This is a genomic window from Campylobacter concisus (assembly GCF_003048595.2).
Taxonomy (GTDB): Bacteria; Campylobacterota; Campylobacteria; order Campylobacterales; family Campylobacteraceae; genus Campylobacter_A; species Campylobacter_A concisus_L.
In genome coordinates this window covers 1,768,817-1,792,341 of record NZ_CP049270.1, presented here as the reverse complement: position 1 = coordinate 1,792,341, position 23,525 = coordinate 1,768,817, and the positions used below count along the sequence as shown (strand labels likewise).

The 23,525-nt window shown below is 37.3% G+C and carries 37 protein-coding genes; 33 read left to right on the top strand and 4 right to left on the bottom strand.

The annotated features are described in order from the left end of the window. The first annotated feature begins 27 nt into the window (after window positions 1-27). The 3 genes from CVT15_RS09265 to tpx all read left to right on the top strand — a co-directional run bounded on the left by CVT15_RS09265 (window position 28) and on the right by tpx (window position 2,381). On the top strand, window positions 28-483 hold the full coding sequence (locus CVT15_RS09265) for a DIP1984 family protein (RefSeq protein WP_087586679.1): 456 nt from the start codon (window positions 28-30) through the stop codon (window positions 481-483). Between the two features lie 216 nt (window positions 484-699). Then, entirely contained in the window at window positions 700-1,842 is a 1,143-nt protein-coding gene (locus CVT15_RS09260) for a trans-sulfuration enzyme family protein (RefSeq protein ID WP_103576423.1), read from the top strand. 14 nt (window positions 1,843-1,856) lie between these two features. Continuing rightward, on the top strand, window positions 1,857-2,381 hold the full coding sequence (gene tpx / locus CVT15_RS09255; protein WP_021091125.1) for a thiol peroxidase: 525 nt from the start codon (window positions 1,857-1,859) through the stop codon (window positions 2,379-2,381). 45 nt (window positions 2,382-2,426) lie between these two features. On the opposite strand, the gene CVT15_RS09250 is transcribed toward tpx, so the two are convergent. From CVT15_RS09250 to CVT15_RS09235, 4 genes are all read right to left on the bottom strand, one after another. Then, complete coding sequence (locus tag CVT15_RS09250) at window positions 2,427-2,978, bottom strand: ribonuclease HII (protein WP_103576424.1); 552 nt, start codon at window positions 2,976-2,978, stop codon at window positions 2,427-2,429. Continuing rightward, the gene (locus CVT15_RS09245; RefSeq protein WP_107898209.1) at window positions 2,978-3,832 is read right to left on the bottom strand and encodes an S-adenosylmethionine tRNA ribosyltransferase; all 855 of its coding nucleotides are present in this window, start codon (window positions 3,830-3,832) and stop codon (window positions 2,978-2,980) included. Before CVT15_RS09245 ends, CVT15_RS09250 begins: the two co-directional genes overlap by 1 nt. A 78-nt stretch (window positions 3,833-3,910) precedes the next feature. After that, window positions 3,911-5,005, bottom strand: a complete 1,095-nt coding sequence (locus CVT15_RS09240) for an ATP-binding protein (protein ID WP_103576384.1) — start codon at window positions 5,003-5,005, stop codon at window positions 3,911-3,913. A gap of 44 nt (window positions 5,006-5,049) precedes the next feature. Further along, entirely contained in the window at window positions 5,050-8,025 is a 2,976-nt protein-coding gene (locus CVT15_RS09235; RefSeq protein WP_107898210.1) for an Eco57I restriction-modification methylase domain-containing protein, read from the bottom strand. Window positions 8,026-8,282: 257 nt separating this feature from the next. Between CVT15_RS09235 and rpsJ the strand changes: the two genes are divergently transcribed. From rpsJ to CVT15_RS09085, 30 genes are all read left to right on the top strand, one after another. After that, the gene (gene rpsJ / locus CVT15_RS09230) at window positions 8,283-8,591 is read left to right on the top strand and encodes a 30S ribosomal protein S10 (RefSeq protein WP_009295257.1); all 309 of its coding nucleotides are present in this window, start codon (window positions 8,283-8,285) and stop codon (window positions 8,589-8,591) included. A 20-nt stretch (window positions 8,592-8,611) separates the two neighbouring features. Continuing rightward, window positions 8,612-9,190: a 50S ribosomal protein L3 gene (rplC, locus tag CVT15_RS09225; protein WP_002941563.1), complete on the top strand. Its 579-nt coding sequence runs from the start codon at window positions 8,612-8,614 to the stop codon at window positions 9,188-9,190. Further along, window positions 9,187-9,801, top strand: coding sequence for a 50S ribosomal protein L4 (rplD, locus tag CVT15_RS09220; RefSeq protein ID WP_103576382.1), 615 nt, complete (start codon window positions 9,187-9,189; stop codon window positions 9,799-9,801). Before rplC ends, rplD begins: the two co-directional genes overlap by 4 nt. 1 nt (window position 9,802) lies before the next feature. Beyond that, on the top strand, window positions 9,803-10,084 hold the full coding sequence (locus CVT15_RS09215) for a 50S ribosomal protein L23 (protein ID WP_002941535.1): 282 nt from the start codon (window positions 9,803-9,805) through the stop codon (window positions 10,082-10,084). 1 nt (window position 10,085) lies between these two features. Next, on the top strand, window positions 10,086-10,919 hold the full coding sequence (gene rplB, locus CVT15_RS09210; RefSeq protein WP_087586685.1) for a 50S ribosomal protein L2: 834 nt from the start codon (window positions 10,086-10,088) through the stop codon (window positions 10,917-10,919). 2 nt (window positions 10,920-10,921) lie between these two features. Further along, window positions 10,922-11,203, top strand: coding sequence for a 30S ribosomal protein S19 (gene rpsS, locus CVT15_RS09205; protein ID WP_002941639.1), 282 nt, complete (start codon window positions 10,922-10,924; stop codon window positions 11,201-11,203). 11 nt (window positions 11,204-11,214) lie between these two features. Next, window positions 11,215-11,547: a 50S ribosomal protein L22 gene (gene rplV / locus CVT15_RS09200; RefSeq protein WP_087586686.1), complete on the top strand. Its 333-nt coding sequence runs from the start codon at window positions 11,215-11,217 to the stop codon at window positions 11,545-11,547. A gap of 1 nt (window position 11,548) precedes the next feature. Further along, a complete protein-coding gene (rpsC, locus tag CVT15_RS09195) occupies window positions 11,549-12,247 on the top strand; it encodes a 30S ribosomal protein S3 (protein WP_002941650.1) in 699 nt (232 codons plus the stop codon). Between the two features lie 2 nt (window positions 12,248-12,249). Next, window positions 12,250-12,675, top strand: coding sequence for a 50S ribosomal protein L16 (gene rplP, locus CVT15_RS09190; protein ID WP_087578021.1), 426 nt, complete (start codon window positions 12,250-12,252; stop codon window positions 12,673-12,675). Continuing rightward, window positions 12,662-12,856 (top strand): 50S ribosomal protein L29, encoded by a 195-nt coding sequence (gene rpmC, locus CVT15_RS09185; RefSeq protein ID WP_087586687.1) that lies wholly within the window; start codon window positions 12,662-12,664, stop codon window positions 12,854-12,856. The genes rplP and rpmC overlap by 14 nt, the downstream gene beginning before the upstream one ends. Before the next feature lies 1 nt (window position 12,857). Then, window positions 12,858-13,109: a 30S ribosomal protein S17 gene (gene rpsQ, locus CVT15_RS09180; RefSeq protein WP_087586688.1), complete on the top strand. Its 252-nt coding sequence runs from the start codon at window positions 12,858-12,860 to the stop codon at window positions 13,107-13,109. Then, a complete protein-coding gene (rplN, locus tag CVT15_RS09175) occupies window positions 13,109-13,477 on the top strand; it encodes a 50S ribosomal protein L14 (protein WP_002941516.1) in 369 nt (122 codons plus the stop codon). The genes rpsQ and rplN overlap by 1 nt, the downstream gene beginning before the upstream one ends. Beyond that, window positions 13,477-13,713: a 50S ribosomal protein L24 gene (rplX, locus tag CVT15_RS09170; protein ID WP_002941666.1), complete on the top strand. Its 237-nt coding sequence runs from the start codon at window positions 13,477-13,479 to the stop codon at window positions 13,711-13,713. Before rplN ends, rplX begins: the two co-directional genes overlap by 1 nt. Before the next feature lie 5 nt (window positions 13,714-13,718). Next, window positions 13,719-14,264 (top strand): 50S ribosomal protein L5, encoded by a 546-nt coding sequence (rplE, locus tag CVT15_RS09165; RefSeq protein ID WP_002941643.1) that lies wholly within the window; start codon window positions 13,719-13,721, stop codon window positions 14,262-14,264. A 1-nt stretch (window position 14,265) separates the two neighbouring features. Further along, window positions 14,266-14,451 carry a type Z 30S ribosomal protein S14 gene (locus CVT15_RS09160; RefSeq protein WP_002941532.1) on the top strand — a complete coding sequence of 62 codons (186 nt, stop codon included), beginning with the start codon at window positions 14,266-14,268 and terminating at the stop codon, window positions 14,449-14,451. A gap of 9 nt (window positions 14,452-14,460) precedes the next feature. Then, window positions 14,461-14,856 carry a 30S ribosomal protein S8 gene (rpsH, locus tag CVT15_RS09155; protein WP_021091129.1) on the top strand — a complete coding sequence of 132 codons (396 nt, stop codon included), beginning with the start codon at window positions 14,461-14,463 and terminating at the stop codon, window positions 14,854-14,856. A 190-nt stretch (window positions 14,857-15,046) separates the two neighbouring features. Next, on the top strand, window positions 15,047-15,583 hold the full coding sequence (rplF, locus tag CVT15_RS09150) for a 50S ribosomal protein L6 (protein WP_054197279.1): 537 nt from the start codon (window positions 15,047-15,049) through the stop codon (window positions 15,581-15,583). A 10-nt stretch (window positions 15,584-15,593) separates the two neighbouring features. Continuing rightward, entirely contained in the window at window positions 15,594-15,950 is a 357-nt protein-coding gene (gene rplR, locus CVT15_RS09145) for a 50S ribosomal protein L18 (RefSeq protein ID WP_021091120.1), read from the top strand. Window positions 15,951-15,965: 15 nt separating this feature from the next. Beyond that, window positions 15,966-16,409, top strand: a complete 444-nt coding sequence (rpsE, locus tag CVT15_RS09140; protein ID WP_002941646.1) for a 30S ribosomal protein S5 — start codon at window positions 15,966-15,968, stop codon at window positions 16,407-16,409. A 15-nt stretch (window positions 16,410-16,424) separates the two neighbouring features. Further along, window positions 16,425-16,826: a 50S ribosomal protein L15 gene (rplO, locus tag CVT15_RS09135; RefSeq protein WP_103576381.1), complete on the top strand. Its 402-nt coding sequence runs from the start codon at window positions 16,425-16,427 to the stop codon at window positions 16,824-16,826. Continuing rightward, complete coding sequence (gene secY / locus CVT15_RS09130; protein ID WP_103576380.1) at window positions 16,826-18,088, top strand: preprotein translocase subunit SecY; 1,263 nt, start codon at window positions 16,826-16,828, stop codon at window positions 18,086-18,088. The genes rplO and secY overlap by 1 nt, the downstream gene beginning before the upstream one ends. 1 nt (window position 18,089) lies before the next feature. After that, a complete protein-coding gene (gene map, locus CVT15_RS09125; RefSeq protein WP_103576379.1) occupies window positions 18,090-18,848 on the top strand; it encodes a type I methionyl aminopeptidase in 759 nt (252 codons plus the stop codon). Between the two features lie 32 nt (window positions 18,849-18,880). Then, a complete protein-coding gene (infA, locus tag CVT15_RS09120; protein WP_002848031.1) occupies window positions 18,881-19,099 on the top strand; it encodes a translation initiation factor IF-1 in 219 nt (72 codons plus the stop codon). A 189-nt stretch (window positions 19,100-19,288) separates the two neighbouring features. After that, window positions 19,289-19,402, top strand: coding sequence for a 50S ribosomal protein L36 (gene rpmJ / locus CVT15_RS09115; RefSeq protein ID WP_002941545.1), 114 nt, complete (start codon window positions 19,289-19,291; stop codon window positions 19,400-19,402). A 3-nt stretch (window positions 19,403-19,405) separates the two neighbouring features. After that, window positions 19,406-19,774, top strand: coding sequence for a 30S ribosomal protein S13 (gene rpsM, locus CVT15_RS09110; RefSeq protein ID WP_012140556.1), 369 nt, complete (start codon window positions 19,406-19,408; stop codon window positions 19,772-19,774). Window positions 19,775-19,796: 22 nt separating this feature from the next. Then, window positions 19,797-20,189: a 30S ribosomal protein S11 gene (rpsK, locus tag CVT15_RS09105; RefSeq protein WP_002941551.1), complete on the top strand. Its 393-nt coding sequence runs from the start codon at window positions 19,797-19,799 to the stop codon at window positions 20,187-20,189. 25 nt (window positions 20,190-20,214) lie between these two features. Continuing rightward, complete coding sequence (gene rpsD, locus CVT15_RS09100; RefSeq protein WP_054197275.1) at window positions 20,215-20,841, top strand: 30S ribosomal protein S4; 627 nt, start codon at window positions 20,215-20,217, stop codon at window positions 20,839-20,841. A 14-nt stretch (window positions 20,842-20,855) separates the two neighbouring features. After that, window positions 20,856-21,872 carry a DNA-directed RNA polymerase subunit alpha gene (locus tag CVT15_RS09095; protein ID WP_087578016.1) on the top strand — a complete coding sequence of 339 codons (1,017 nt, stop codon included), beginning with the start codon at window positions 20,856-20,858 and terminating at the stop codon, window positions 21,870-21,872. Window positions 21,873-21,883: 11 nt separating this feature from the next. Next, window positions 21,884-22,240, top strand: a complete 357-nt coding sequence (gene rplQ / locus CVT15_RS09090; protein ID WP_103576378.1) for a 50S ribosomal protein L17 — start codon at window positions 21,884-21,886, stop codon at window positions 22,238-22,240. A 278-nt stretch (window positions 22,241-22,518) separates the two neighbouring features. Further along, window positions 22,519-23,520, top strand: coding sequence for a hypothetical protein (locus CVT15_RS09085; RefSeq protein WP_103576377.1), 1,002 nt, complete (start codon window positions 22,519-22,521; stop codon window positions 23,518-23,520). The last annotated feature ends 5 nt before the right edge of the window (window positions 23,521-23,525 follow it).

Here is a 23,525-nt window from a genome sequence, read left to right as displayed (position 1 = left end):
CAATTTAATATTTCAAAAGGAAAAATGATGAAATTAGCTCAGGCTCTCATTTTAAGGGCCGATACACAAAAACGCTTAGAGCAGCTAAAAGGTAGGTTGCTCGATAATGCAAAAATGCAAGAAAATGAAAGACCTAGCGAAGATCCAAAGCTTCTTTTAAAAGAGCTTGATAGGCTAAGCGATGAGCTATTTAGGCTGATCTTGGCTATAAATTTAACAAACTCAATTGCAAAATTTGAAGGCGCGAGTCTAACTGAAATGATTGCTAAAAAAGATACGTTAAGCCAAAAAGCAAGCGTACTTAGGGATTTTGCCAAAAGCGCAAGCCAAAAGGTTGATCTTTACTCAAATAGCGAGATAAAAATTTTAAGTAGTGTCGATGTGGTCACGCTTCAAAAGCAAATAGACGAGCTATCCAAAGAGATCAGAGAGCTAGATATGAAGCTACAAGAGGCAAACTGGCAAGTTGATCTTATAGAATAAAATTTATGGTGAAAATGTAGCTAAAGGCGAGTAAAAAGAAAAATTTATTAGGCTTGCGGGGAGAGAGCAAAAGCTTAAATTTATCCCAGCAATTTAAAAAATGCATTCTTAAAAATAAATGTTACTACCACTTACTGATTTAGCTACGTTTTGGGTGGGTTTGGGGAAGATTAATCTTTATTATGTAAGATTTCACAAATTTTTAAAAGGAAATTTATGAAACTTGACACCTTGATCGTAAAAGGCATTGAAGCTAAGAATAATCCAAATAAAGCTGTCATTCCGCCTATTTTTTTAGCAAGTACATTTGTGCAAGATGATCTTGAGAATTTTCAAGAATTTGCATATTCGCGTGGTAGCAACCCAACTAAAAAAGCATTTGATGAAATTTTTGCAAAAGTTGAAGGCAGCAAATACGCTTTTAGCTTTGGCTCAGGCATGGCAGCAACAGCGGCGGTACTTAGCCTTATAAAAACTGGGCAAAAAGTCCTACTAAATAGCAACGTCTATGGCGGCACTTATAGATATGTTACAACCGTTTTTGAAAGCCACGGTATAAAGAGCGAATTTATAGATGATCTAAATTTTTTGAGCGAAGATGACATTAGTGACGACGTGGCGGCTATCTTCATCGAAACTCCGTCAAATCCTCTCTTAAGAGTGACAGACATTGCTAGAATTTCAAAGATCGCTCACAAAAAAGGCGCTCTAGTCATCGTGGATAACACATTTTTAACGCCTTATTATCAAAGAGTACTTGATCATGGAGCTGATATCGTGGTCTATAGCGCCACAAAATATATCGGCGGACACGCCGACGTGATCGCTGGTATCGTCACGCTAAACGATGATGCTTTGGCCGAAAAGATAAAATTTGCTAAAAACACGCTTGGTGGCATCATAAGCCCGATGGACGCATACTACCTAATACGTGGGCTTAAAACGCTTAGCGTTAGGTTTGATAGACAAACACAAAATACACATAAAATAATCAAATTTTTAGAGGATAATGACGCAGTTAGCGTTGTGCATTTTGCCGGCTCATATAGCGAGCAAGAGGCAAAGATACAAGCGGCTCAAGCAAGCGACATCGGTGCTCTCATCTCATTTGAGCTCGATGAAAAATATGATGTAAATAAATTTGTAAAATCGCTAGAAATTTTTGATCTAGCAGTGAGCCTTGGAGGTGTAGAAAGCCTTATTTGCAGGCCTGCTACGATGACGCACGAGGCGTATCCAGAAGAGGTGCTAGATAAGATTGGTATAAAGCAAAACTTGCTTCGCCTAGCCATCGGCATCGAAAACGCTGATGATCTAATAGCAGATCTTGATCAAGCATTTAAAAAAGCAAAAAAATAATAAAGGAGATAGATATGGCAACTACAAAATTTAAAGGTAGTGAGGTAAATTTAAGTGGAAATGAGGTTTTCGTAGGCTCTTATGCGCCTGAAGCAAAAGTCGTAGCGCAAGATCTTAGCGAGTTTAGCGTAGGCGGAAATAATGGCGTAGAAGTACTTGTTTGCCTGCCGTCACTTGATACTGGCGTTTGCGCGGCAGAAGCACGTAAATTTAACGAAAAAGTAGCTGGAAAACACGGCGTAAAACTTAGCATCATCTCAAATGATTTGCCATTTGCGATGGGGAGATTTTGCACAACTGAAGGCATAGAAAATTTACGTGTCGGAAGTGACTTTAGATACGGAGAATTTGCTAAAAACTATGGTGTTTTAATGAGCGATGGCCCACTAAAAGGACTACTTGCAAGAGCGGTATTTGTCATCAATGATGGCGTAATAATACACAAACAAATCGTTCCTGAAGTGACAGAAGAGCCAAACTACGATGCTGTATTTGATGCTATTAAAAGTAGCGGTAGTTGCGGTTGTGGCTGCCATTAAAAAGGATGTTATCTAAGCATCAAATAGATGCTTAGATAATTAATCTTAGTCAAATAGAGATTTTTCAAAAGATTTTATTACAAAGCTTTTTCTATGAAAGCTTGAATAGCCAAACTTGGCAATGGCATCTAGGTGAGCCTTTGTGCCGTATCCTTTGTGCCCAGCAAAGCCATACTTTGAGTAAATTTTATCCCAGCCTTTCATCAAACTATCACGACTAACTTTTGCTAATATGCTAGCAGCGCTTACCCCAGCGACTTTGCTGTCAGCTTTTATCATCGTTGTGATACCAACACCATAGTCTAAATTTCCATCATAAATGATCTCAAAACCCTCAAAGTGCGCCTTAAAAATTTTGAGCGCTCGTCTTAAGCACTCACTTAGCCCAAATTCGTCTATTTGTGCATTTGAGAAGTAGATGATGAGAAAATTTGAGCTTTTTATGATCTCTTTAAAAAGCTCCTCACGCTTTTTTGCGGTTAGTTTTTTGGAGTCGTTTAGGCCTGAAATTTCTTTATTAAGCACGCAGGCCGCTACGCTTAAAGGCCCAGCTAAAGCCCCACGTCCAGCCTCATCTATGCCACAAATTTTTACCATTAAAGTCCGATTTCATCGCTAAAGTAAGGTCTTAGCTCATCAAGTGGCACGCTAATTTGCTCCTCGTTTAAAAAGGTAAGCCCAAGTGGCGAAAGTACAAAATTTTCGCTAACGCCTGCTGTTGCGAGGATTGCTTTTAGATGAGTGTCGTTCATATCTTTAAAAATCTGCTTTAACTTTAGCTTTTTGTTGGTTTTAAGTAAGACGACATCACAGCTAGTTTTGTTATTTTTATAGGTGCAGATGCTTTTTATTTTGTCATTTATATAGTAGATATTATCTAGGCTTTCAAATTGGTTATTTGGCCATTTTTTACGCTCGCTTTTTAGGTCATAAAGTGTCGAGAGTAATTTATTTTTATTTTTTTTAGCCGATTCTTTGGCAAATATATCGTTAATTATAGCTTCGTATCTTGTGCCATTTGCTTCGGTCATTTGGATGCCAATATTTAGCATTTCATACTCTTTTTCTTTTTTGATAGTCGCATTATAGGCTTTGTTTTTAACGATTATTTTGCCCTTTAGCTCGCCATTTTCATTTTTAACGTCTAAATTTATCTTATCAGATACAGCATTTAGCGATGAAATTTCACTGCTATTTTGCTCAAAAGAGCCTTTTTCGTAGTCATATTTTGTACCATCAAAAAAGATATGTCCGCTTATCTTGGCCGGCACTTTAAAGCTCTTGCTTTGCTTAAAATTTTCAAATTCATCTTTAAAATAGTTCATATAAACTTCAAATTTTATACCATTTGCCTCGCCAATAAATTTATAAAATTTTGCCCAGTTTTCGTGATTTATCTCATAGCCAAATAGGCTTACTATAAGTATAAAAATCCCAAAAAATGCTCTCATATCCGTCCTTTATAGTTTTTTTGATTATAGCTTCTTTACTTTAAGCTTTTAAAACAATAATCAAATAAAGGTTTAAATTTATAAACCTAGACTCCACCTAGAAAATGGCAAAATTTCGCATTTTATGCCCTCAAAGCTAAGCTCAGCTTGGTTTGCGACGCTGATTATCTGAAGCTTACTAACGCCTAGCTCTTTTAAGCTTGCGTGGAGTTTTTTAAATTTCAAAAAGATGATCTCTGGTGCAGAAAACGGCACACAGATGATTGCGATCTTCCTTTTATTAAGGAAGAAATCAATCTCTTTTGTGTAGTAAATTTCATCTTTAAATTTAAGCAATTCGCAAAAAACGACATTTGCAAAGACAGCTAAAAAGTCCTTTTTTAGGTATAAAGCGTTGCGAAGTGCAAAATTTGTAAAATAGAGCTTTTTACTCGTGCTGCTCTCATCTAAATTTGGTACTAATTCTATAAAGCCATTTTCATTAAGGCTAGCTACTGCGTTATAGACACTATCTTTTGAGATTTTCATCTGCTCTTTTAGGTTTTTGTAGATACCAAAAGTACTAAGCACATCGTGGCATTTTGGAGCACATTCTTTTAAAATCGCAATGCTTTGCTCGCTTAAATTTGCTTTTAAGAGCTGCTGCAAGTGTGCCGTGACCTCGCTGGAGTCTAAAAAGGCACTTGCTATCTCGTTGCCGTGAGCCAAAAAATAGCTAAACAGCAGGTCTTGGTCCAAATTTTTCTTAAAAAATAGTATAAATTCCTCGTAATCGAGATAGTTTAAATTTATGCGAGCAAAGCAGTCAATCGTGAGTGAAAATTCCTTGCTTGTAAGGATGATATTTTCAAGTGTTGCGCTCTTTAAAAAGCCTAAATTTGCAAGGTCAGCAGCTTGTAAATTTTCAACTGCGAGCACTTTTATCTGGGTATTTTTTTCTAAAAATTCTTTCAAATTTGCTAAAAGTAAGGCTCTGTCTATCCTTAGATCGTCTAAATTTACATAAAGTCTCTCTTCGCTTTTATAATGGCTCAAAAACTCATAAACAAGGGCTGTTTTGCCACTTGAAATGGCGCCTATTATAAGCGTTTTTGGCGAGATAATTTCGTATTTTCTGGGGATAAATTTACTTGATTTAAGCGGCTGATTGTAATAAAGCTCTAATTGGTTCATTTTCTCCCCTTTGTAAGATGTATATGTAAATTTTTGCTATACCTTCAGAACCCCCCCCCCGTTATAAGTGCGATCTCATCGCTTGTTAGTTCATAAAGCTCAAAAACAAGTTCGTCTATTTTTTCGTCACTTGCCTTGATTTTGTCGTTTAGCGTGTCGATATTTTCTTTGGCTTCTAGCTTTTCATCAAGGCTTAAAGTAGGCATGTGCTTCTCGTAAAGCTTGATTTTTTCATTGGCTTTTAAAATTTCATCGATCAAATTTATTATCTCGTTTGCTAAATTTTCATTTTGTGGCGTGATTTGGGGAATAGGTAAAATCTCTAAGCGATTTATTTTTATTTCGCCTTCAAGTCCGCCTCCAGCATAGAAAAAGTTGAAAATTTTATAAACAGCTGTTGAATTTAAAAAAGCTAATAAAAATTTTAGATTTTCGCCAGTTATGCAATATGCAGTATTGTCTGGAATATTATTATTTATATCGTAAGCAAATTTTGGGCTTTGCACCATTCTGGCACATAAAATTTTCTCTTTTTCGAATTCTTCATAATAAGCGATGTTATCTTGCGTCTCAAACCATTTATTTGATGTTTTTTTGCGGCATTTTTTACCATTTATGGTTTCACCACTTTGTGCTATATAAGGCAAAAAATTTTGTAAACATCCCTTAAGACTTGGAAAATTTTCAATATCTATCTTTAATGCTGGAAAAGTGCAAATGAGCCACAGCCCAGCCCACTCATAGTCATATCGTTTTACATCTCTACCCCTCAAGATTGGTCTTATGAGCTTTTGTGTCTGTTCTCTTTCTTCTCCAAAGCAGTTATTTAAAATTTTATCACGAGTGCTATCGTCGATGATAAATGCTTCGTTTAGTCCAGTTTTGACACCATAATTGATATTCACACCCCAATCTTTTAATGGTTTTGCGACTTTTTCGATCTTGTTTTTTAGCTCAAATTTGCTGTTATCAAGGAAAGTGAAATTTGTTTCGTTTAGTGTGGATTGTGGTATTTGGATAAATTTTTGCGTTTTTAAATTTATAGTGCTTGAAGCTAGGAAATTAAATTTTGAATTTTCATCGGCTCTTATTTTTTTAAAAATAGTAATCGCACTATCTACACTTGCGTCTTCAAAAACTTTAACCCCAGTAAAATCAATAATGTGTGTTATTTGTGTATTTTCTAATATAAATTTACGTAAATTTTCACCATAGCTGGCACGGAAAAATTTATTTGAACATATAAAACCTAAAAGCCCATTTTCTTTTAGGTGTGTAATGCCAAGCTCATAAAAATAGACAAACAAATCAGCCGTGCCGCTATAAGCTTTATATTTTTGTAGGGCTGGCTTTTGCTCTTTTATCGCCTCTTGTCTGACATAGGGAGGATTGCCGATAACGACATCAAATTTAAAGTCAAAAGGAAATTCTAAAAGCGAGTTTGCAGTTACTAAATTTTTACTAAGATCTGTCAAAACTCGTCCCTTTGCAGCTGTGCGGAGCCAAAGAGATAGTCTGGCGATCTCGACTGCATCGGTATTTATATCTACGCCATAAAGGTTATTTTCTAAAATAGTGCTTTCTATATCGTAAAGTCCCAAACCTTCGCCCTCATATACTTTTCGGTAAGTGTCTAATGCGCCGTGCTCAGCAATGAGAAATTCTAAGGCTTGGTTTAAAAACGCACCAGAGCCACAAGCCGGATCAAGTATCTTAAGAGATAAGAGCCACTCGCGGTAAGCATAAATTTTATCTTTGATCTCGCTTTCTGCTTTGGTTAATTTTTTGGGATTTTTTGGTGCTAGCAGCTCATTTAGATCAAGCCCTAGCTCATCTTTTTTAGCTTTGCAAAGCGTGCCAAGCGAATTTTCAATTATAAATTCTGTTATAAACTCTGGCGTATAAAATATACCATCTTTTTTGCGTTTGCTCTGTTTGGTATCAAATTCATTTCCATTTATTTGCGCATTTAGCTCTTCAAGGTCGTTTAGTGAGCTTTCAAAGATATGTCCTAGGATATTTACACCGATGTCGCTTAAAAAGTCATAGTCGCTTAAAAACTGCGCTTCAAGCACGCTATCGTCTATCTTTAGCGCATCAAGCTCAGTATCTGTGGCAAAAAGACCGCCATTATAGCGTTTGATATCAAGACGTTCACTGCCTTCATCAATGGCTTTAAAGTAAATTTTGTAAAAGTCATAAAAACTAAGCTCAGTAACTTGGTTTTGAAATTTATCTTTTATCTCGGCTATCGTGCGAAGTCTTAGTAGTCCGCGGTCTTCGGCAAATAGTATAAAGACAAACCTATCACATAGTTTTTGAGTTAGGCTTAAAAGCCTATTTTTATCAATGCTAGCATTGTTTTTGCAAATATTTTTAAAAAGAGTGAGCCTAAATGCGCTAAAGTCTTTATAAAATTTGTTTGAAATTTCACGCTCGTGAGTGGCAAATTTCTCTTTTAGCTTTAGCGGCAGATCCGTGCTAATGCTCTCAAAGCTAAGCAGTAAATGAAGTCTTTTAAACTCGTCAAAGTTTGCTGTAAAAAGGTCAAATTTTTCAAATGTTGTTTTATTGCCGATGTAAAAGCGCAGTTTATTAAAATTTGAAACAACGACATATTTGGCATTTTCATGCGAGATAAAATAGCGAAAGGCTTGATCTACTGGGCTAAGCTCGCGGTTGGATGGAGTTTTATCAAGATGCTGTGTAGTCTGATCTTTTAGCTCGATCACGCATCTAACTTCGCCATTTATCAGTATCGCCCCATCTGCTTTTTTGCCGTCAGTTTCGTTCTTTTTCTCGCGTTCAAGATTGAAATTTGTAGGATTAGTAGTGTCTAAAGTGTAGCCAAGGCAGTTTTCAAAGATATCTTTTAGAAACTGCGTTTGAAATTTCTCTTCTTTGAAGCTCTTAATGTCGCTAGCTTTTGCCTGATACATTTGCAAATTTGCATAACGCTTTTTAAGCTTCTCCTCGTCTTGTTCTTGAGCTAATAAGAATTTTGGATTAAAGATCGGCATCTTTTCTCTTTAAAATTTTAATTTCTTGGAATCTTATCTTTTTAAATTTTATATCTTCCTTATTAAAAGGAAATAATTAATCAAAATTCATCAAAAAGTAGCGTTTTTCTTGACAACTATAATAGCTTTTTTGTAGAATCGCGTTCTCTTTACGAAAAGACAAGCGTCTTTGCTCGTACGATCGCTTGATCCTATGCGAGTTATTTTGATGTAAAGAGGTCGCGAGTTTGCGACAAGTTCTTTTTAAAGGAAAACACATGGAAAGAATCAGGTTAAAGCTAAAAGCTTACGACCATAGAGTTCTAGACCGCACTGTTGCAGCAATCGTAGAAGCTGTCAAACGAACAGGTGCCGACGTTCGTGGCCCGGTACCAATGCCTACAAAGATCAAACGCTATACAGTCTTAAAATCTCCACACATCAACAAAGACTCACGTGAGCAGTTTGAGATGAGAATACACGCTCGTATGCTTGACATCGTAGCTGCTACTCCAGAAACTGTAGATAGCCTAACAAAACTCGACCTAGCTCCAGAAGTTAATGTCGAAGTTCGTGCGATGAAATAAGCGGACAAAAGGATAAGAGTATGGAATATATTGTAGAAAAAATAGGCATGAGTAGAACGATTGCCACGAAGAGTACGCCAGTTACACTACTTAAGCTAGTTGAGGCTAAAGTATGTGAGATCGACGAAAACAAACGTGCTATCGTAGCGTATGCCCACACTAAAGCAAACAACAAAGCTATCGCTGGTCAGCAAAAAAAATACAATCTGACAGCAGAATTTAACAAATTTGCTACGCTTGAAGTAGCTAATAGCGAAGTTGGAAACCTAGACTTTACACCATTAAACGAGGCTAAAATTTTAAAAGTTAGCTTTAACTCAAAAGGTAGAGGCTACCAAGGTGTGGTAAAAAGACATGGTTTCGGTGGTGGTCCAAAAAGCCACGGCTCACGTTTCCACAGACGCCACGGTTCAATTGGTAACTGCGAATGGCCAGGTCGTGTTCAACCAGGTATGAAAATGGCAGGACACATGGGCAATGAGAAAGTTACTGTTAAAAACGAGCTAATAAGCTTTGACGCTCAAAATGGCATCGTAGTTGTAAAAGGTTGCGTTCCTGGTCACAATGGTGCAATGGGTAAAATAAGGATTGTAAAATGAGTAAAATTCACGTATTAAACGATAAATTTGAAAATTCAGGCGAGTTAGAGCTTCCTGCAAGCTACGCTGAAGTAAATCCGCACAACCTATATCTTTATGTAAAATCTTACCTTGCTGGTATAAGAGCAAATACGGCTCATACTAAAAGCCGTGCTTTTGTAAGCGGTGGCGGTAAAAAACCATGGAGACAAAAAGGACGTGGTGGTGCAAGAGCAGGTTCAACTAGAACTAACGTTTGGGTAGGCGGTGCAGTTGCATTTGGTCCAACAAACGAGAAAAACTATTTTCAAAAAGTCAATAAAAAACAAAAAAGACTAGCTCTTGAGTACGCTTTGGCAGTAAAAGCACAAGATGGTAAAATTTTCGCAGTAGATAGCATCTCAATCGAGTCTGGAAAGACAAAAGATGCAGCTAATATCATCAAAAATTTAAAAGTAAAAGACGCGCTTATAGTTAAAGATTTACTAGACGATAAAACACTACTTGCTTTTAGAAATTTAGCAAACTGCTATGTAGTAGATGCAAATGAGGTAAATGCTTATCTTATCTCTACATTTAGTTCGGTTATCATTGAAAAAGCTGCACTAAAAACTATAACAAAAGAGGGCTAAAATGGCGGATATAACTGATATCAAAACAATTATTTATACAGAAAAAACTCTAGGCCTTCAAGAACAAGGCGTTGTTGTTATCCAAACTTCACCAAGAGTTACAAAAAACAGCTTAAAAGCGGTTTTACAAGAGTATTTTGGAGTAACGCCTGTTCGCGTAAATTCACTTAGAATTAGCGGCAAGGTTAAGCGTTTTAGAGGAAGAGCAGGCCAACGTGACGAGATAAAGAAATTCTACGTTAAGTTACCTGAAGGCGTAAGCCTAGAAAATACGGAGGCGTAAGATGGCTATAAAATCATATAAACCATATACACCTAGTCGTAGATATATGACTGGACTAAGCTCTGAAGATATAACAGCTAAACCAAGCGTTAGAAGCTTGCTTGTTAAAATACCTGCATCTGGCGGTAGAAATAACAATGGTCGTATAACTTCAAGACATAAAGAGGCAGGTGCAAAAAAACTTTATCGTATCATCGACTTTAAACGTCGTAAATTTGGTATAGAAGGTAAAGTTGAAGCGATCGAATACGATCCAAATAGAAACTGCCGTATCGCTCTTATAGCTTACAAAGATGGCGAAAAACGCTATATCATTAGACCAAATGGCCTAAATGTTGGCGATGTTATCGCATCTATCGATGAGGGTTCACTAGATATTAAACCAGGCAACGCTATGAAACTAAGATTTATCCCAGTTGGTACTATCGTTCATAACGTAGAGCTAAAACCTGGCAAAGGCGCTCAGATAGCTCGTTCAGCTGGCGGTTATGCTCAGCTAATGGGTAAAGAAGAGAAGTACGTTATCTTAAGAATGCCAAGTGGCGAGATGAGACAAGTACTAGCTGAGTGTATGGCAAGTATCGGTGTAGTTGGTAACGAAGACTGGGCTAACATCACTATAGGTAAAGCTGGACGTAATCGCTACCGCGGCATCCGCCCACAAACACGTGGTTCTGCTATGAACCCAGTTGATCACCCACACGGCGGCGGTGAAGGTAAGAAAAATTCAGGCCGTCACCCAGTTACTCCATGGGGTAAACCAACTAAAGGTGCTAAGACTCGCCGTAAAAAAGCTAGCGATAAGCTTATAATTTCAAGAAGGAAAGGAAAATAGAGATGGCAAGATCACTCAAAAAAGGTCCTTTCGTAGATGATCATGTAATGAAAAAAGTTATTGCCGCAAAAAATGCAAACGATAACAAACCAATCAAGACTTGGTCAAGACGTAGCACGATTGTACCTGAAATGATTGGACTAACATTTAACGTTCATAATGGCAAGAGCTTTATTCCTGTATATGTTACAGAAAATCATATAGGCTATAAACTTGGCGAATTTGCTCCAACACGCACATTTAAGGGTCATAAAGGCTCAGTGCAAAAGAAAATCGGCAAGTAAGGGGAGATAATATGAGTAAAGCAATTATAAAATTCGTAAGACTTTCTCCTACAAAAGCAAGACTTATAGCAAGAGAAGTTCAAGGTATGAATGCTGAGCTAGCACTTGCAAGCTTGCAGTTTATGCCAAATCGTGGTGCTAAATTTATAGCAAACGCTATTAGCTCAGCAGTAGCAAATGGCGGATTTGAGCCAGAAGAGGTTATAGTAACTAGTTGCCGCGTTGACGCTGGTCCTGTATTAAAGAGATTTAGACCAAGAGCAAGAGGAACAGCGAGCAAAATTCGCAAACCTACTTCTCATGTAATGGTAGAAGTATCTAAACCTGAAAAGAAGGAAGCATAATATGGGACAAAAAGTAAATCCAATAGGTCTTAGACTAGGAATTAACCGCAACTGGGAATCTAGATGGTTTCCAACCAAACAAAGTCTTCCTGAAAATATCGGTGAAGATTACAAAATTCGTGCATTTTTAAAGAAAAAACTTTACTATGCAGGAATTAGCCAAATTCTAATCGAAAGAACGGCTAAAAAACTTCGTGTAACCGTAGTTGCAGCTCGCCCTGGTATCATCATCGGCAAAAAAGGCCAAGATGTTGAAAACCTAAAGAATGAAGTTAGCAAACTTATCGGCAAAGAAGTAAATGTAAATATCAAAGAAGAAAGAAAAGCTCAAGCTTCAGCTCAACTTGCTGCTGAAAACGTAGCTATGCAACTTGAAAAGCGTGTCGCATTTAGACGTGCTATGAAAAAAGTTATCCAAGGTGCTCAAAAATCAGGCGCTAAAGGTATCAAAATTTCAGTTGCTGGTCGTTTAGGTGGCGCTGAGATGGCAAGAACCGAGTGGTATCTAGAAGGTCGCGTTCCGCTTCATACTCTTAGAGCAAAGATAGATTACGGTGTAGCTGAGGCTCATACAACCTATGGAAACATAGGTATTAAAGTATGGATTTTTAAAGGTGAGGTTCTTCAAAAAGGTGTTCAACCTGAGAAAACTGAAGAAGAAGCACCTAAGAAAACACGTAGAGCAAGAAGAGGTAAATAATTATGTTGATGCCTAAAAGAACGAAATTTCGTAAGCAAATGAAAGGTCGCAACCGTGGTTATGCGACTCGTGGAGCATCTTTAGCAACTGGCGAATTTGCACTTAAGGCTGTTGAAGCTGGCAGAATAAATTCACGCCAAATAGAAGCTGCTCGTCAAGCTCTAACTCGTCACGTAAAGAGACAGGCTAAAATTTGGATTAGGGTTTTCCCTGATAAGCCACTTACTAAAAAGCCTCTACAAACTCGTATGGGTAAAGGTAAGGCCGGAGTTGAAGAGTGGGTTATGAATATCAAACCTGGTCGTATAATATTTGAAATGGCTGGTGTTAGCGAAGAGTTAGCTCGTGAAGCTTTAACTTTGGCTTTACACAAGCTTCCTTTCAGATCAAAATTTGTAACGCGAGAGAGTGAAAATGAAATATACTGAGTTAAAAGATAAAAGCGTTGCAGAATTAAACGCGTTGCTAAAAGAGAAAAAGGTGCTTTTATTTACACTTAAACAAAAGCTAAAAACTATGCAGTTAAGCAACCCTAATGAGATTAGTGCTGTTCGCAAAGAGATAGCTCAGATCAACACTGCAATTAGTGCAACAAGACAAGGGGCGTAAAATGGCATTAAAAAGAGAAATTCAAGGTGTTGTTTTACAAAAAGCTGGAGATAAGACGGCTACTATTTTGGTAGAAAGACGCGTTATGCACCCAAGATACCATAAATTTGTAAAACGCTTTAAAAAATATTTAGTTCATGATGAGAAAAATGAGACAAGAGCAGGCGATACAGTTGTTGCGGTTGAGTGCAGACCACTTTCAGCTCGCAAGAGTTTTCGCTTAAAAGCCGTATTAGCAAAGGGAGTTGAGTAATGATTCAAAGTTTTACAAGACTTGCAGTTGCTGATAACAGTGGTGCAAAAGAGTTAATGTGTATAAAGGTTCTTGGCGGCAGCAAAAGAAGATACGCTACACTTGGTGATATCATAGTTTGCTCTGTTAAAAAAGCTCTTCCAAATGGTAAGATCAAAAAAGGACAGGTTGTAAAAGCTGTTGTTGTAAGAACTAAAAGAGAGGTTCAAAGAGATAATGGTTCGCTAATCCGCTTTGACGAGAACGCAGCTGTTATACTTGATAGCAAAAAAGAGCCAGTCGGCACTCGTATTTTTGGACCAGTTGGACGTGAAGTTAGATATGCTAACTTTATGAAAATTGTTTCGCTAGCTCCGGAGGTTTTATAATGGCTAATGTAAAATTTAAAGTCAAAAAAGGCGATACCGTTAAGATCATCGCTGGTGACGATAAAGGCAAAACTGGTAAGATTTTAGCAGTTCTTGCAAAAAAAGGTCAGGTTATAGTTGAGGGATGCAAAATAGCTAAAAAAGCTATCAAACCAAGCGAAAAAACTCCAAATGGTGGTCACGTAAATAAAGAGATGCCAATTGACATATCAAATGTCGCGAAAGTTGAAGGATAAGAGATATGAGTAGATTAAAAGATAAATTTAACGAAACTATCAAGCCAGCTCTCGTAAAAGAATTTGACATCAAAAATCCAATGCTTATCCCTGCGCTTGAGAAAATCGTGATCAGTGTAGGTGCTGGAGACTCTGCGAAAGATCAGAAAGTGCTTCAAAATATGGCTGATACCATTTCACTTATCGCTGGACAAAAAGCGGTTATCACTGATGCTAAAAAATCAGTTGCTGGCTTTAAAGTTCGCGAGGGCTTTCCTGTTGGTATCAAAGTAACTTTGAGAAAAGAGCAAATGTATGCTTTCTTAGATAAGCTAATCAGCGTTGCTCTCCCAAGAGTTAAAGACTTCCGTGGTCTTCCAAAAAATGGTTTTGATGGACGTGGAAACTATAACTTCGGTCTTAGTGAGCAACTAATGTTTCCAGAGGTTGAGTATGATAAAATTTTACGAACTCATGGTATGAATATTACGATTGCTACTACGGCTAAAAATGATAAAGAGGCATTCAAATTGCTAGAGCTATTTGGTGTGCCGTTTGCAAAAGGAAAGTAAAATGGCAAAGAAATCAATGATAGCAAAAGCTGCACGCAAGCCAAAATTTGCGGTTCGCGGCTATACAAGATGCCAAATCTGCGGTCGTCCGCACTCTGTTTATAAAGATTTTGGAATTTGCCGTGTTTGCCTAAGAAAAATGGCTAACGAAGGCCTGATACCTGGTCTTAAAAAAGCAAGTTGGTAAGGAAGAGAAATGTTAAACGATTTAATATCAGATGGATTAACACGCATTAGAAATGCAAGTATGAGAAAGCTTGAAACTGCGAAATTGCTTCATTCTAAGGTTGTTGAGGCTACTCTTTCTATCCTTGCAGCAAAAGGCTATGTAGAGAGCTACAACGTTATCGAAGAAGGTAACAAGAAATTTATAAACGTAGTTTTAAAGTATGATGAGTACGGCAGAAGCGTTATAAACGAGCTTAAAAGGGTTTCAAAACCTGGTCGCCGTGTTTATCAAGGCAAAGACGACATTAAGCGTTTTAAAAATGGTTACGGAACAGTTATCGTTAGCACAAGCAAAGGCGTTATGAGCGGTATTGAAGCAAGTAAAGCTGGCGTTGGCGGCGAAGTTCTTTGTACGGTTTGGTAATAAACTGCATTAAACGCTATTTAACCTTATGATTTTAAGGTTAAATTTTTAGCTTGGTAAAATTTTAGATTTTGCCAAAGCTAAATTTAGAAATTCAAATGAAGGTTTCGTCAAATCTGACGATAAAATTTACGGCATTGTGGTGTTTATTCGTAAATGTAGGAACACCCTAGACAAGTAAAGGAAAAAAATGTCACGTATTGGAAAACAGCCTATCGCTATCCCAAGTGGTGTAGACGTTAGCGTTGAAAATAATGTCCTAAAATTTAAAAAGGGCAATCATATAAAAGAGCTTGACACAAAAGGTCACGTTGATGTCAAGGTAGAAAATGGTCATATAGTTTTTGCTCCAAAAGGCGAAGATCGCCAAAGTAGAGCTTACTGGGGAACATATAGAGCACTTGCTAATAATATCGTAACTGGTATAACTGCGGGATTCACTCGCCAGCTTGAGATCAACGGCGTTGGTTACAAAGCAGCTGCAAAAGGTAAAATTTTAGAGCTTTCTCTTGGTTTTTCACACCTTATCAACTATGAGCTACCAGCAGGCGTTGAAGCTAGTGTTGAGAAAAACGTTATTACTATCAAAGGCGATGACAAACAAGTAGTAGGTCAAGTGGCTGCTCAAGTTAGAGGATTTAGACCACCTGAGCCATATAAAGGCAAAGGCGTTAAATATCTAGAAGAACGCATCATCCGCAAAGCGGGCAAGACATCTAAGAAGTAAGGAGCGGTAAATGACAGCAAAAGTATTAAAAAGAAAAATCGCTCTTAGAATTAAGAGAAAAAGAAGAATCAGAGGTAAAATTTCTGGTGTTGCAACTTGCCCAAGAGTTTCTATTTTCAAGTCAAACAGAACTCTTTATGTTCAAGCGATTGATGACGTTACAGCTACTACACTAGCTGCAGTTGATGGCAGAAAGATAGGCATAAAAGCAAATAAAGAAGGTGCGGTCACTTTAGCTAAAGAATTTGCTAAGGCTTTAAAAGCTAAGAAGATAGATGTTGCAGTTTTTGATAGAAATGGTTATTTGTATCATGGCGTTATCGCAGCATTTGCTGAAGCTTTAAGAGAAAATGGCATCAAGCTATAACCCAAAGGAAAATCGATGGAAAAATATAATAGAGAAGAATTTGAAGAAGTAATCGTCGATATCGGTCGGGTTACAAAGGTTGTTAAAGGTGGTCGTAGATTTAGATTTACAGCTTTAGTTGTTGTTGGTAATAGAAATGGCCTAGTTGGCTTTGGATATGGCAAAGCTAAAGAGGTGCCAGATGCGATGAGAAAAGCGATTGACGACGCATTTAAAAATATTATCCACGTTAAGATCAAGGGCACAACTATTCCTCACGATGTAGAGGTAAAATACAACGCAAGTAGAATGCTACTTCGCCCAGCTAGCGAGGGTACTGGTGTTATCGCTGGTGGTAGTGCACGTCCTATTATCGAGCTTGCAGGTATTAAGGATATCCTTACTAAATCACTTGGCTCAAACAACTCAGCAAACGTCGTTCGTGCTACTATAAAAGCACTTAGTTTGCTAAAAAGCTAAGAGAAAGGAGTTAAGATGGCATTAGAAAAATTAACACCTGCTGCAGGTTCAACTCATGCAACTAAAAGAATAGGTCGTGGTCAAGGCAGTGGCAATGGCAAAACTGCTGGCAAAGGCAACAAAGGTCAAAGAGCAAGAAAAGGCTACAATGAAAAAAGAGGTTTTGAGGGCGGACAACAACCACTTCAAAGACGTCTTCCAAAAGTAGGCTTTGCTTCTAAATTTGAAAAACCTTATGTTATCAATGTTGAAAAGATCGCAGCTATAAAAGAGCTTGCTGAAATTTCAATAGCAACAATAGCTAGCGTTCATAAAATTTCAAAGAGCGTTACTAAGATAAAACTAATCGGTGCAAGCGCAAAAGCTCTTGCTTCTAAGGTCAAAGACGAGAACGTTAGCGTTAGCGGAACAAAATAATGGATAAAACACTGACCAACAAGATTTTAATCACGTTGGCATTTTTGTTCGCATACAGGATACTGGCTTATGTGCCAGTTCCTGGTGTTAATGTCGACGTAATTAAAGAATTTTTCAATTCAAACAATAGCAACGCCTTGGGTCTATTTAATATGTTTAGTGGTAAAGCTGCTGAGCGTTTAAGCATCATATCTCTAGGCATCATGCCTTACATCACAGCTTCGATCATCATGGAGCTTCTAGCAGCGACATTTCCAAAGTTAGGTCAGATGAAAAAAGAGCGCGACGGTATGCAAAAATATATGCAAATCATACGTTATGCGACCATCGCTATCACTCTTGTACAATCAATCGGCGTTTCTATCGGACTTCAAAGCTTAAGTGGACGCGGTGGCGAGCAAGCCATCATGATAGATATAAATTTATTTATCTCTATCTCTGCCGTATCTATGCTAACTGGAACTATGCTACTTATGTGGATAGGTGAGCAGATCACACAGCGTGGTATAGGCAATGGTATAAGCCTTATCATCTTTGCTGGTATTGTCTCTGGTATACCTAGTGCAATCGGTGGAACAATAAATTTAGTAAACACCTCTGAGATGAATTTCCTAACAGTCATCGCTATTTTAGCGATTATTTTAGCTACCATCGGTGCTATTATATTTGTTGAGATGGGTGAAAGGCGTATCCCTATTTCTTACTCAAGAAAAGTGATAATGGAAAATCAAAACAAACGTATAATGAACTATATACCGATCAAAGTAAATTTAAGCGGTGTTATTCCACCGATATTTGCTAGTGCGATTTTGATGTTTCCTAGTACGATTTTACAGGCTAGTACAAATCCGATCATCCAAGCTATCAACGACTTTTTAAGTCCAAATGGCTATATGTTTAACTTTTTAACATTTTTATTTATCATCTTCTTTGCGTTTTTCTACGCATCGATCGTGTTTAACACAAAAGATATAAGTGAAAATTTAAAGAAACAAGGCGGATTTATCCCAGGTGTTAGACCAGGTGAGAGTACAGCTAGCTATCTAAATGAAGTAGCTGGTAGGCTAACTTTGGGCGGTGCTTTATACTTGGGTATCATTTCAACACTGCCTTGGGTACTTGTAAAGACTATGGGTGTTCCATTTTATTTTGGTGGCACGTCAGTACTTATCGTGGTTTCGGTAGCACTTGATACGATGAGGCGTATAGAAGCCCAGTCTTATACAAATAAATACCAAACTCTAAGTGCAGTAGGTCTATAAAATGGCTATCACGCTAAAAAGGCCAGCTGAGATAGAGAAAATGAGAGCGGCGAACAAGATCGTCGCTCGAACTCTTGATTACGTTTCTACGATCATAAAACCTGGAATTTCACTTCTTGAGATAGATAAAATTTGTGAAGATATGATAAGAGCCGCTGGAGCAAAACCGGCCTTTAAAGGGCTCTATGGCTTCCCAAATGCAGCTTGTATAAGCGTCAATGAAGTGGTGATCCACGGAATCCCAAATGAATATAAACTAAAAGAGGGTGATATCGTTAGTGTTGATATTGGTTCAAATTTAGATGGTTATTTTGGTGATTCAGCCAGGACTTTTGGGGTTGGTAAAATTTCAAAAGAAGATGAAGCTTTGATCGCTTGCTCAAAAGATGCACTATATTTTGCGATAGATTTCATAAGAGCCGGTATGCATTTTAAAGAGATCAGCTATGAGCTTGAGAAATTTATTCTTGGTAGAGGCTATGTGCCTTTGCGTGGATATTGTGGTCATGGTATAGGAAAAAGGCCACACGAAGAGCCAGAAATTCCAAACTATCTTGAGGGACACAACCCAAAAGCTGGACCAAAGATAAAAGAGGGAATGGTCTTTTGTATAGAGCCGATGATCTGCCAAAAAGACGGCACACCGGTTTTGGGAAGTGATAACTGGAAAGTAACCTCAAAAGATGGTTTGAGAACTAGCCATTATGAGCATTGCATGGCGATAGTTAATGGCAAAGCCGAAATTTTAAGCCAAGTATAAAATAGAGTAAAAATTTAGAGAAAGGAGATTTTGTGGCAAAAGACGATGTCATTGAGATTGATGGAAATGTTGTTGAAGCACTACCAAATGCAACTTTTAAAGTTGAGCTTGACAACAAACATATAATTTTATGTCATATCGCTGGAAAAATGAGAATGCATTATATAAAGATAATGCCTGGCGACCGCGTAAAAGTAGAACTTACGCCATATAGCCTAGACAAGGGCAGGATTACTTATAGATATAAGTAAATTTAGCCTATTGGCAAATATGCTAAGTAAATTTAAAGCTGGTTTTGGATAAAATCCAAGCTTTGCGAAAAGCTGTATGAAGAATTATTTTCAAAGTTCCCCACTTATTTTGAAAATAGTTGGTTTAAAATTTTTCTTTAGACCTGATGCAGCCCCTAAAAAAGTGGAATAAATTTTTAGGAGACTAAAATGAAAGTTCGTCCTTCTGTAAAGAAGATGTGTGACAAATGTAAAATTGTCAAACGTAGTGGCATAATTCGTGTTATCTGCGAAAATCCAAAACATAAACAAAGACAAGGATAAGGCATGGCACGTATTGCAGGTGTAGATTTACCAAACAAAAAGAGAATCGAGTATGGTTTGACTTATATTTATGGTATAGGTCTTTATAAATCTCGTCAAATTCTTGACGCAGCTGGAATTTCTTACGACAAGAGAGTTTATGAGCTTAGCGAAGATGAAGCAGCAGCTATCCGTAAAGAAATTCAAGAGCACCACGTTGTTGAGGGTGATTTGAGAAAACAAGTTGCTATGGATATCAAAGCTCTTATGGATCTTGGAAGTTATAGAGGTCTTCGCCACAGAAAAGGTCTTCCTGTTCGTGGCCAAAAGACTAAAACTAATGCTAGAACCAGAAAAGGCAGACGTAAAACTGTCGGTGCGGCTACTAAGTAAGGCAAGGGTTAAAGGATAATAAATGGCAAAAAGAAAAATAGTTAAGAAAAAAGTAGTTAGAAAAAGTATAGCCAAAGGTATCGTTTATATCAGTGCAACATTTAACAATACTATGGTAACTGTAACTGATGAAATGGGAAATGCTATTGCATGGAGTAGTGCAGGCGGCTTAGGCTTTAAAGGTAGTAAAAAGTCAACTCCTTACGCAGCTCAACAAGCAGTTGAAGATGCTCTAAATAAAGCAAAAGAGCATGGTATTAAAGAAGTTGGTATTAAGGTTCAAGGTCCAGGTAGCGGACGTGAAACGGCTGTTAAAAGTGTAGGTGGTGTTGAAGGTATAAAAGTAACTTTCTTCAAAGATATTACACCTTTACCACACAATGGTTGCAGACCGCCAAAACGCCGCCGCGTATAATTAGAGAAAATTAGGAGAAATTATTATGGCTAGATATACAGGACCTGTTGAAAAATTAGAAAGACGTCTTGGTGTGTCTCTTGCGTTAAAAGGCGAAAGAAGACTTGCTGGTAAAAGTGCTTTTGAAAAAAGACCTTATGCGCCAGGACAACATGGACAAAGAAGAGCAAAAATAAGCGAATATGGCTTACAACTTCGCGAGAAGCAAAAAGCTAAATTTATGTATGGTGTTTCTGAGAAACAATTTAGAAGATTATTTCAAGAAGCAGCACGCCGCGAAGGTAATACTGGTGCCCTTTTGGTTCAACTACTAGAGCAAAGATTAGATAATGTTGTTTATAGAATGGGCTTTGCAACAACTCGTCGTTTTGCTCGTCAGCTAGTAACCCATGGACATATTTTAGTAAATGGCAAAAGAGTAGATATACCATCTTACAGAGTTGAGCCAGGTGCAAAAGTAGAGATTGTTGAAAAATCTAAGAACAATCCACAAATTGTTCGTGCAATAGATCTTACAGCACAAACCGGTATTGTTGCTTGGGTAGATGTTGAAAAAGAGAAAAAATTTGGAATTTTCACTAGAAATCCAGAAAGAGAAGAGGTTATCATTCCTGTTGAGGAAAGATTTATAGTAGAGCTTTATTCAAAATAATAGAGGGTATAAAGATGAGAAAGATTACTACATCAGCTTATATGCCAACTGAAATTGAAGTTAAAAGTGTTAGTGAAAATGTTGCTAACATTACAGCGTATCCTTTTGAGGCGGGTTATGCTGTTACTTTGGCTCACCCATTGCGTCGTCTTCTTTACACAAGTACTGTAGGTTTTGCTCCTATTGGTGTAAAGATAAAAGGCGTTAGCCACGAATTTGACAGTATGCGTGGTATGCTAGAAGACGTAGCTTTTTTTATTATAAATTTGAAAAAGATCAGATTTAAATTAAAAAGCACCAGTGAGCGCGAAGTTATAGAGTATAGCTTTAAAGGACCAAAAGAGATAACCGGTGCTGATTTAAATAATGATCTAGTTGAGATCGTTAACCCAGATGCATACCTTGCTACAATAAATGAAGATGCTGAGTTAAATTTTTCAGTTATCATTCAAAAAGGTATCGGATATGTTCCTAGTGAAGAGATCAGAGAAGAGATCGAAGACGACTATATCGCACTTGATGCTTTTTTTACACCTGTTAAAAAAGCAGTTTACGATATACAAAATGTCTTGGTTGAGGATGATCCAGACTATGAAAAGATCGTATTTACTATAACAACTGATGGTCAAGTTAGTCCGATAGAGGCTTTTAAAAATTGTTTAGAAGCTATGTATCAACAAATGTCAGTATTTAAAGGAATTTTGGATATTGATGTTAGTACTCCAGTTGCTAGCTCAAGTGCAGGTGGTGAGTTTTCAAAGTTACTTTCTAGCGTAGAAGATCTAAATTTAAGCGCTAGAAGTTTCAACTGCCTTGACAAAGCTGATATTAGATTTATCGGCGAGCTTGCATTAATGGACGAAAATGAGCTTAAAGAGCTTAAAAATTTAGGTAAAAAATCTCTTGAAGAGATTAAAGCGGTTATGGAAGAGATAGGCTATCCAGTTGGTGCCGATGTGTTAAAAGATGGCAAAGAGCAACTAAGAAAGAAAATAACCGAGCTTAAAGCACAAATGAGTGTAAAAGAATAAAAGGACAATAGATGAGACATAAACACGGATATCGCAAACTTGGCAGAACGTCATCTCATAGATCTGCATTGCTTAAAAATTTGGCGATAGCTATCATCAAAAGCGAAAAGATAGAGACGACTTTACCAAAAGCAAAAGAGCTTAGAAGCTATGTTGAAAAGCTAATCACAAGAGCTAGAAAAGGTGACTCTAATGCTCATAGAGCAATATTTGCTTCTTTGCAAGACAAAGAGACTACAAATAAACTAGTTACTGAAGTAGCTCCAAAATTTAAAGAGCGCAATGGTGGCTATACAAGAATCATCAAGACTCGTGTTCGCAGAGGCGACGCAGCAGAGATGGCTTATATAGAGCTAGTAGCTGAATAATTATTAGAGAGCTTCGGCTCTCTTTTTTTTAATTTTTTATATCAAATCTCCCACTTTTAAAATAAATCCTTCTTCCAAAAGGTTTCAAAAGCTATAAATTTCTTTAATCGTCTATCAAATTTATTAACCAAAAAATATAAAATTTCTAGTTAAAAGTTGTAAGTCTTTTAATCTAAAATTATACATTTTAAATTTTTACCTTTGAACTCTATGCTAAAATTTTATTTTATAAAGACGATATTTGTTTCAAATATCTTATAAATTTCAAAGGATTTGAGATGATAGGTAGTGTAAATGGAGTTGGCACAAATTTTTATGTTGGCTCACAAAGTAGTAGAGCACAAGAGCTTGATACCAATAACTCTAAACCCAATATAGACAAAAATTCTTTAAATGATTTATCTAGCAGTTTGGTTGATGAACGAAAAAGTCATACCGATACTAGAGGTGAGCCAATAAATTTAAATGAAACAAATACGATAAAATTTCAAAAAAATAGCGAGAATCTAACATTTGCTAGCAATTTCTCGCTATCAGGCATAGCTGCTAATGGCAAGATAAGCATCTGGGGCAAGCTCATGGGATATGACAAACAAATCAGCAAAGATGAGATAAATGATCTCAAAAATTTTATCAACCAGACCAAAGCACTTGGCTTTGGCAGAGCTCACGAAGAGATCATAGGATATTATCCAACAGATGTCGATCTCTTTGCAAAAGAGTATACATCAAAACTTGATAACACACTTCTTGGGCTTGGTCACAAGAGCCACGTGGAAGGGTTTGAGATACTTGATAAGGACCTAAACATAGACGAGTTTAAAGATAAGTGGATTGATTATGCGCTTAGGCAGTATCTTGGCGAAAGAGTCGGCGTGGAGAGTATCACAATAGGCAAAAAGGCTATCTCAATGCTAACAAGCACTAATAAGCCACCAATCGAGTACCAGACGCTACAAAATATAAATTTCACTGACGAAGAGAGCAGACAGAGATTTTTTGCTCTTATGAAAGCTGGCATGAAGAGCGGGGCGGATTTTAAAGAGGTGGTAGAGGGCGTGCTCTCGCTTTATAATGTGCAAAATACGGACAAACTTGATGGCAACAAAGTCTATGCCTCAGTGATCGGACGAAGTGAGAAACTGGCTACTTACGACATAAACAAAGATGAGAAATTCGCCTATCTTAAGGAGCTAATGCAGCTTGAGAAAAACGGAGTTGATATACTAAAGCTAATGGAAAAAGTGGAGCAAAAACAGAAATTAGATATAAAAGTATAGGCTAA

Excerpts from the sequence above, each read along its gene's own strand:
- CVT15_RS09265 (WP_087586679.1), top strand. The coding sequence starts at position 28 with ATGAAATTAGCTCAGGCTCTCATTTTAAGGGCCGATACACAAAAACGC.
- CVT15_RS09260 (WP_103576423.1), top strand. The coding sequence starts at position 700 with ATGAAACTTGACACCTTGATCGTAAAAGGCATTGAAGCTAAGAATAAT.
- tpx (WP_021091125.1), top strand. The coding sequence starts at position 1,857 with ATGGCAACTACAAAATTTAAAGGTAGTGAGGTAAATTTAAGTGGAAAT.
- CVT15_RS09250 (WP_103576424.1), bottom strand. The coding sequence starts at position 2,978 with ATGGTAAAAATTTGTGGCATAGATGAGGCTGGACGTGGGGCTTTAGCT.
- CVT15_RS09245 (WP_107898209.1), bottom strand. The coding sequence starts at position 3,832 with ATGAGAGCATTTTTTGGGATTTTTATACTTATAGTAAGCCTATTTGGC.
- CVT15_RS09240 (WP_103576384.1), bottom strand. The coding sequence starts at position 5,005 with ATGAACCAATTAGAGCTTTATTACAATCAGCCGCTTAAATCAAGTAAA.
- CVT15_RS09235 (WP_107898210.1), bottom strand. The coding sequence starts at position 8,025 with ATGCCGATCTTTAATCCAAAATTCTTATTAGCTCAAGAACAAGACGAG.
- rpsJ (WP_009295257.1), top strand. The coding sequence starts at position 8,283 with ATGGAAAGAATCAGGTTAAAGCTAAAAGCTTACGACCATAGAGTTCTA.
- rplC (WP_002941563.1), top strand. The coding sequence starts at position 8,612 with ATGGAATATATTGTAGAAAAAATAGGCATGAGTAGAACGATTGCCACG.
- rplD (WP_103576382.1), top strand. The coding sequence starts at position 9,187 with ATGAGTAAAATTCACGTATTAAACGATAAATTTGAAAATTCAGGCGAG.
- CVT15_RS09215 (WP_002941535.1), top strand. The coding sequence starts at position 9,803 with ATGGCGGATATAACTGATATCAAAACAATTATTTATACAGAAAAAACT.
- rplB (WP_087586685.1), top strand. The coding sequence starts at position 10,086 with ATGGCTATAAAATCATATAAACCATATACACCTAGTCGTAGATATATG.
- rpsS (WP_002941639.1), top strand. The coding sequence starts at position 10,922 with ATGGCAAGATCACTCAAAAAAGGTCCTTTCGTAGATGATCATGTAATG.
- rplV (WP_087586686.1), top strand. The coding sequence starts at position 11,215 with ATGAGTAAAGCAATTATAAAATTCGTAAGACTTTCTCCTACAAAAGCA.
- rpsC (WP_002941650.1), top strand. The coding sequence starts at position 11,549 with ATGGGACAAAAAGTAAATCCAATAGGTCTTAGACTAGGAATTAACCGC.
- rplP (WP_087578021.1), top strand. The coding sequence starts at position 12,250 with ATGTTGATGCCTAAAAGAACGAAATTTCGTAAGCAAATGAAAGGTCGC.
- rpmC (WP_087586687.1), top strand. The coding sequence starts at position 12,662 with ATGAAATATACTGAGTTAAAAGATAAAAGCGTTGCAGAATTAAACGCG.
- rpsQ (WP_087586688.1), top strand. The coding sequence starts at position 12,858 with ATGGCATTAAAAAGAGAAATTCAAGGTGTTGTTTTACAAAAAGCTGGA.
- rplN (WP_002941516.1), top strand. The coding sequence starts at position 13,109 with ATGATTCAAAGTTTTACAAGACTTGCAGTTGCTGATAACAGTGGTGCA.
- rplX (WP_002941666.1), top strand. The coding sequence starts at position 13,477 with ATGGCTAATGTAAAATTTAAAGTCAAAAAAGGCGATACCGTTAAGATC.
- rplE (WP_002941643.1), top strand. The coding sequence starts at position 13,719 with ATGAGTAGATTAAAAGATAAATTTAACGAAACTATCAAGCCAGCTCTC.
- CVT15_RS09160 (WP_002941532.1), top strand. The coding sequence starts at position 14,266 with ATGGCAAAGAAATCAATGATAGCAAAAGCTGCACGCAAGCCAAAATTT.
- rpsH (WP_021091129.1), top strand. The coding sequence starts at position 14,461 with ATGTTAAACGATTTAATATCAGATGGATTAACACGCATTAGAAATGCA.
- rplF (WP_054197279.1), top strand. The coding sequence starts at position 15,047 with ATGTCACGTATTGGAAAACAGCCTATCGCTATCCCAAGTGGTGTAGAC.
- rplR (WP_021091120.1), top strand. The coding sequence starts at position 15,594 with ATGACAGCAAAAGTATTAAAAAGAAAAATCGCTCTTAGAATTAAGAGA.
- rpsE (WP_002941646.1), top strand. The coding sequence starts at position 15,966 with ATGGAAAAATATAATAGAGAAGAATTTGAAGAAGTAATCGTCGATATC.
- rplO (WP_103576381.1), top strand. The coding sequence starts at position 16,425 with ATGGCATTAGAAAAATTAACACCTGCTGCAGGTTCAACTCATGCAACT.
- secY (WP_103576380.1), top strand. The coding sequence starts at position 16,826 with ATGGATAAAACACTGACCAACAAGATTTTAATCACGTTGGCATTTTTG.
- map (WP_103576379.1), top strand. The coding sequence starts at position 18,090 with ATGGCTATCACGCTAAAAAGGCCAGCTGAGATAGAGAAAATGAGAGCG.
- rpmJ (WP_002941545.1), top strand. The coding sequence starts at position 19,289 with ATGAAAGTTCGTCCTTCTGTAAAGAAGATGTGTGACAAATGTAAAATT.
- rpsM (WP_012140556.1), top strand. The coding sequence starts at position 19,406 with ATGGCACGTATTGCAGGTGTAGATTTACCAAACAAAAAGAGAATCGAG.
- rpsK (WP_002941551.1), top strand. The coding sequence starts at position 19,797 with ATGGCAAAAAGAAAAATAGTTAAGAAAAAAGTAGTTAGAAAAAGTATA.
- rpsD (WP_054197275.1), top strand. The coding sequence starts at position 20,215 with ATGGCTAGATATACAGGACCTGTTGAAAAATTAGAAAGACGTCTTGGT.
- CVT15_RS09095 (WP_087578016.1), top strand. The coding sequence starts at position 20,856 with ATGAGAAAGATTACTACATCAGCTTATATGCCAACTGAAATTGAAGTT.
- rplQ (WP_103576378.1), top strand. The coding sequence starts at position 21,884 with ATGAGACATAAACACGGATATCGCAAACTTGGCAGAACGTCATCTCAT.
- CVT15_RS09085 (WP_103576377.1), top strand. The coding sequence starts at position 22,519 with ATGATAGGTAGTGTAAATGGAGTTGGCACAAATTTTTATGTTGGCTCA.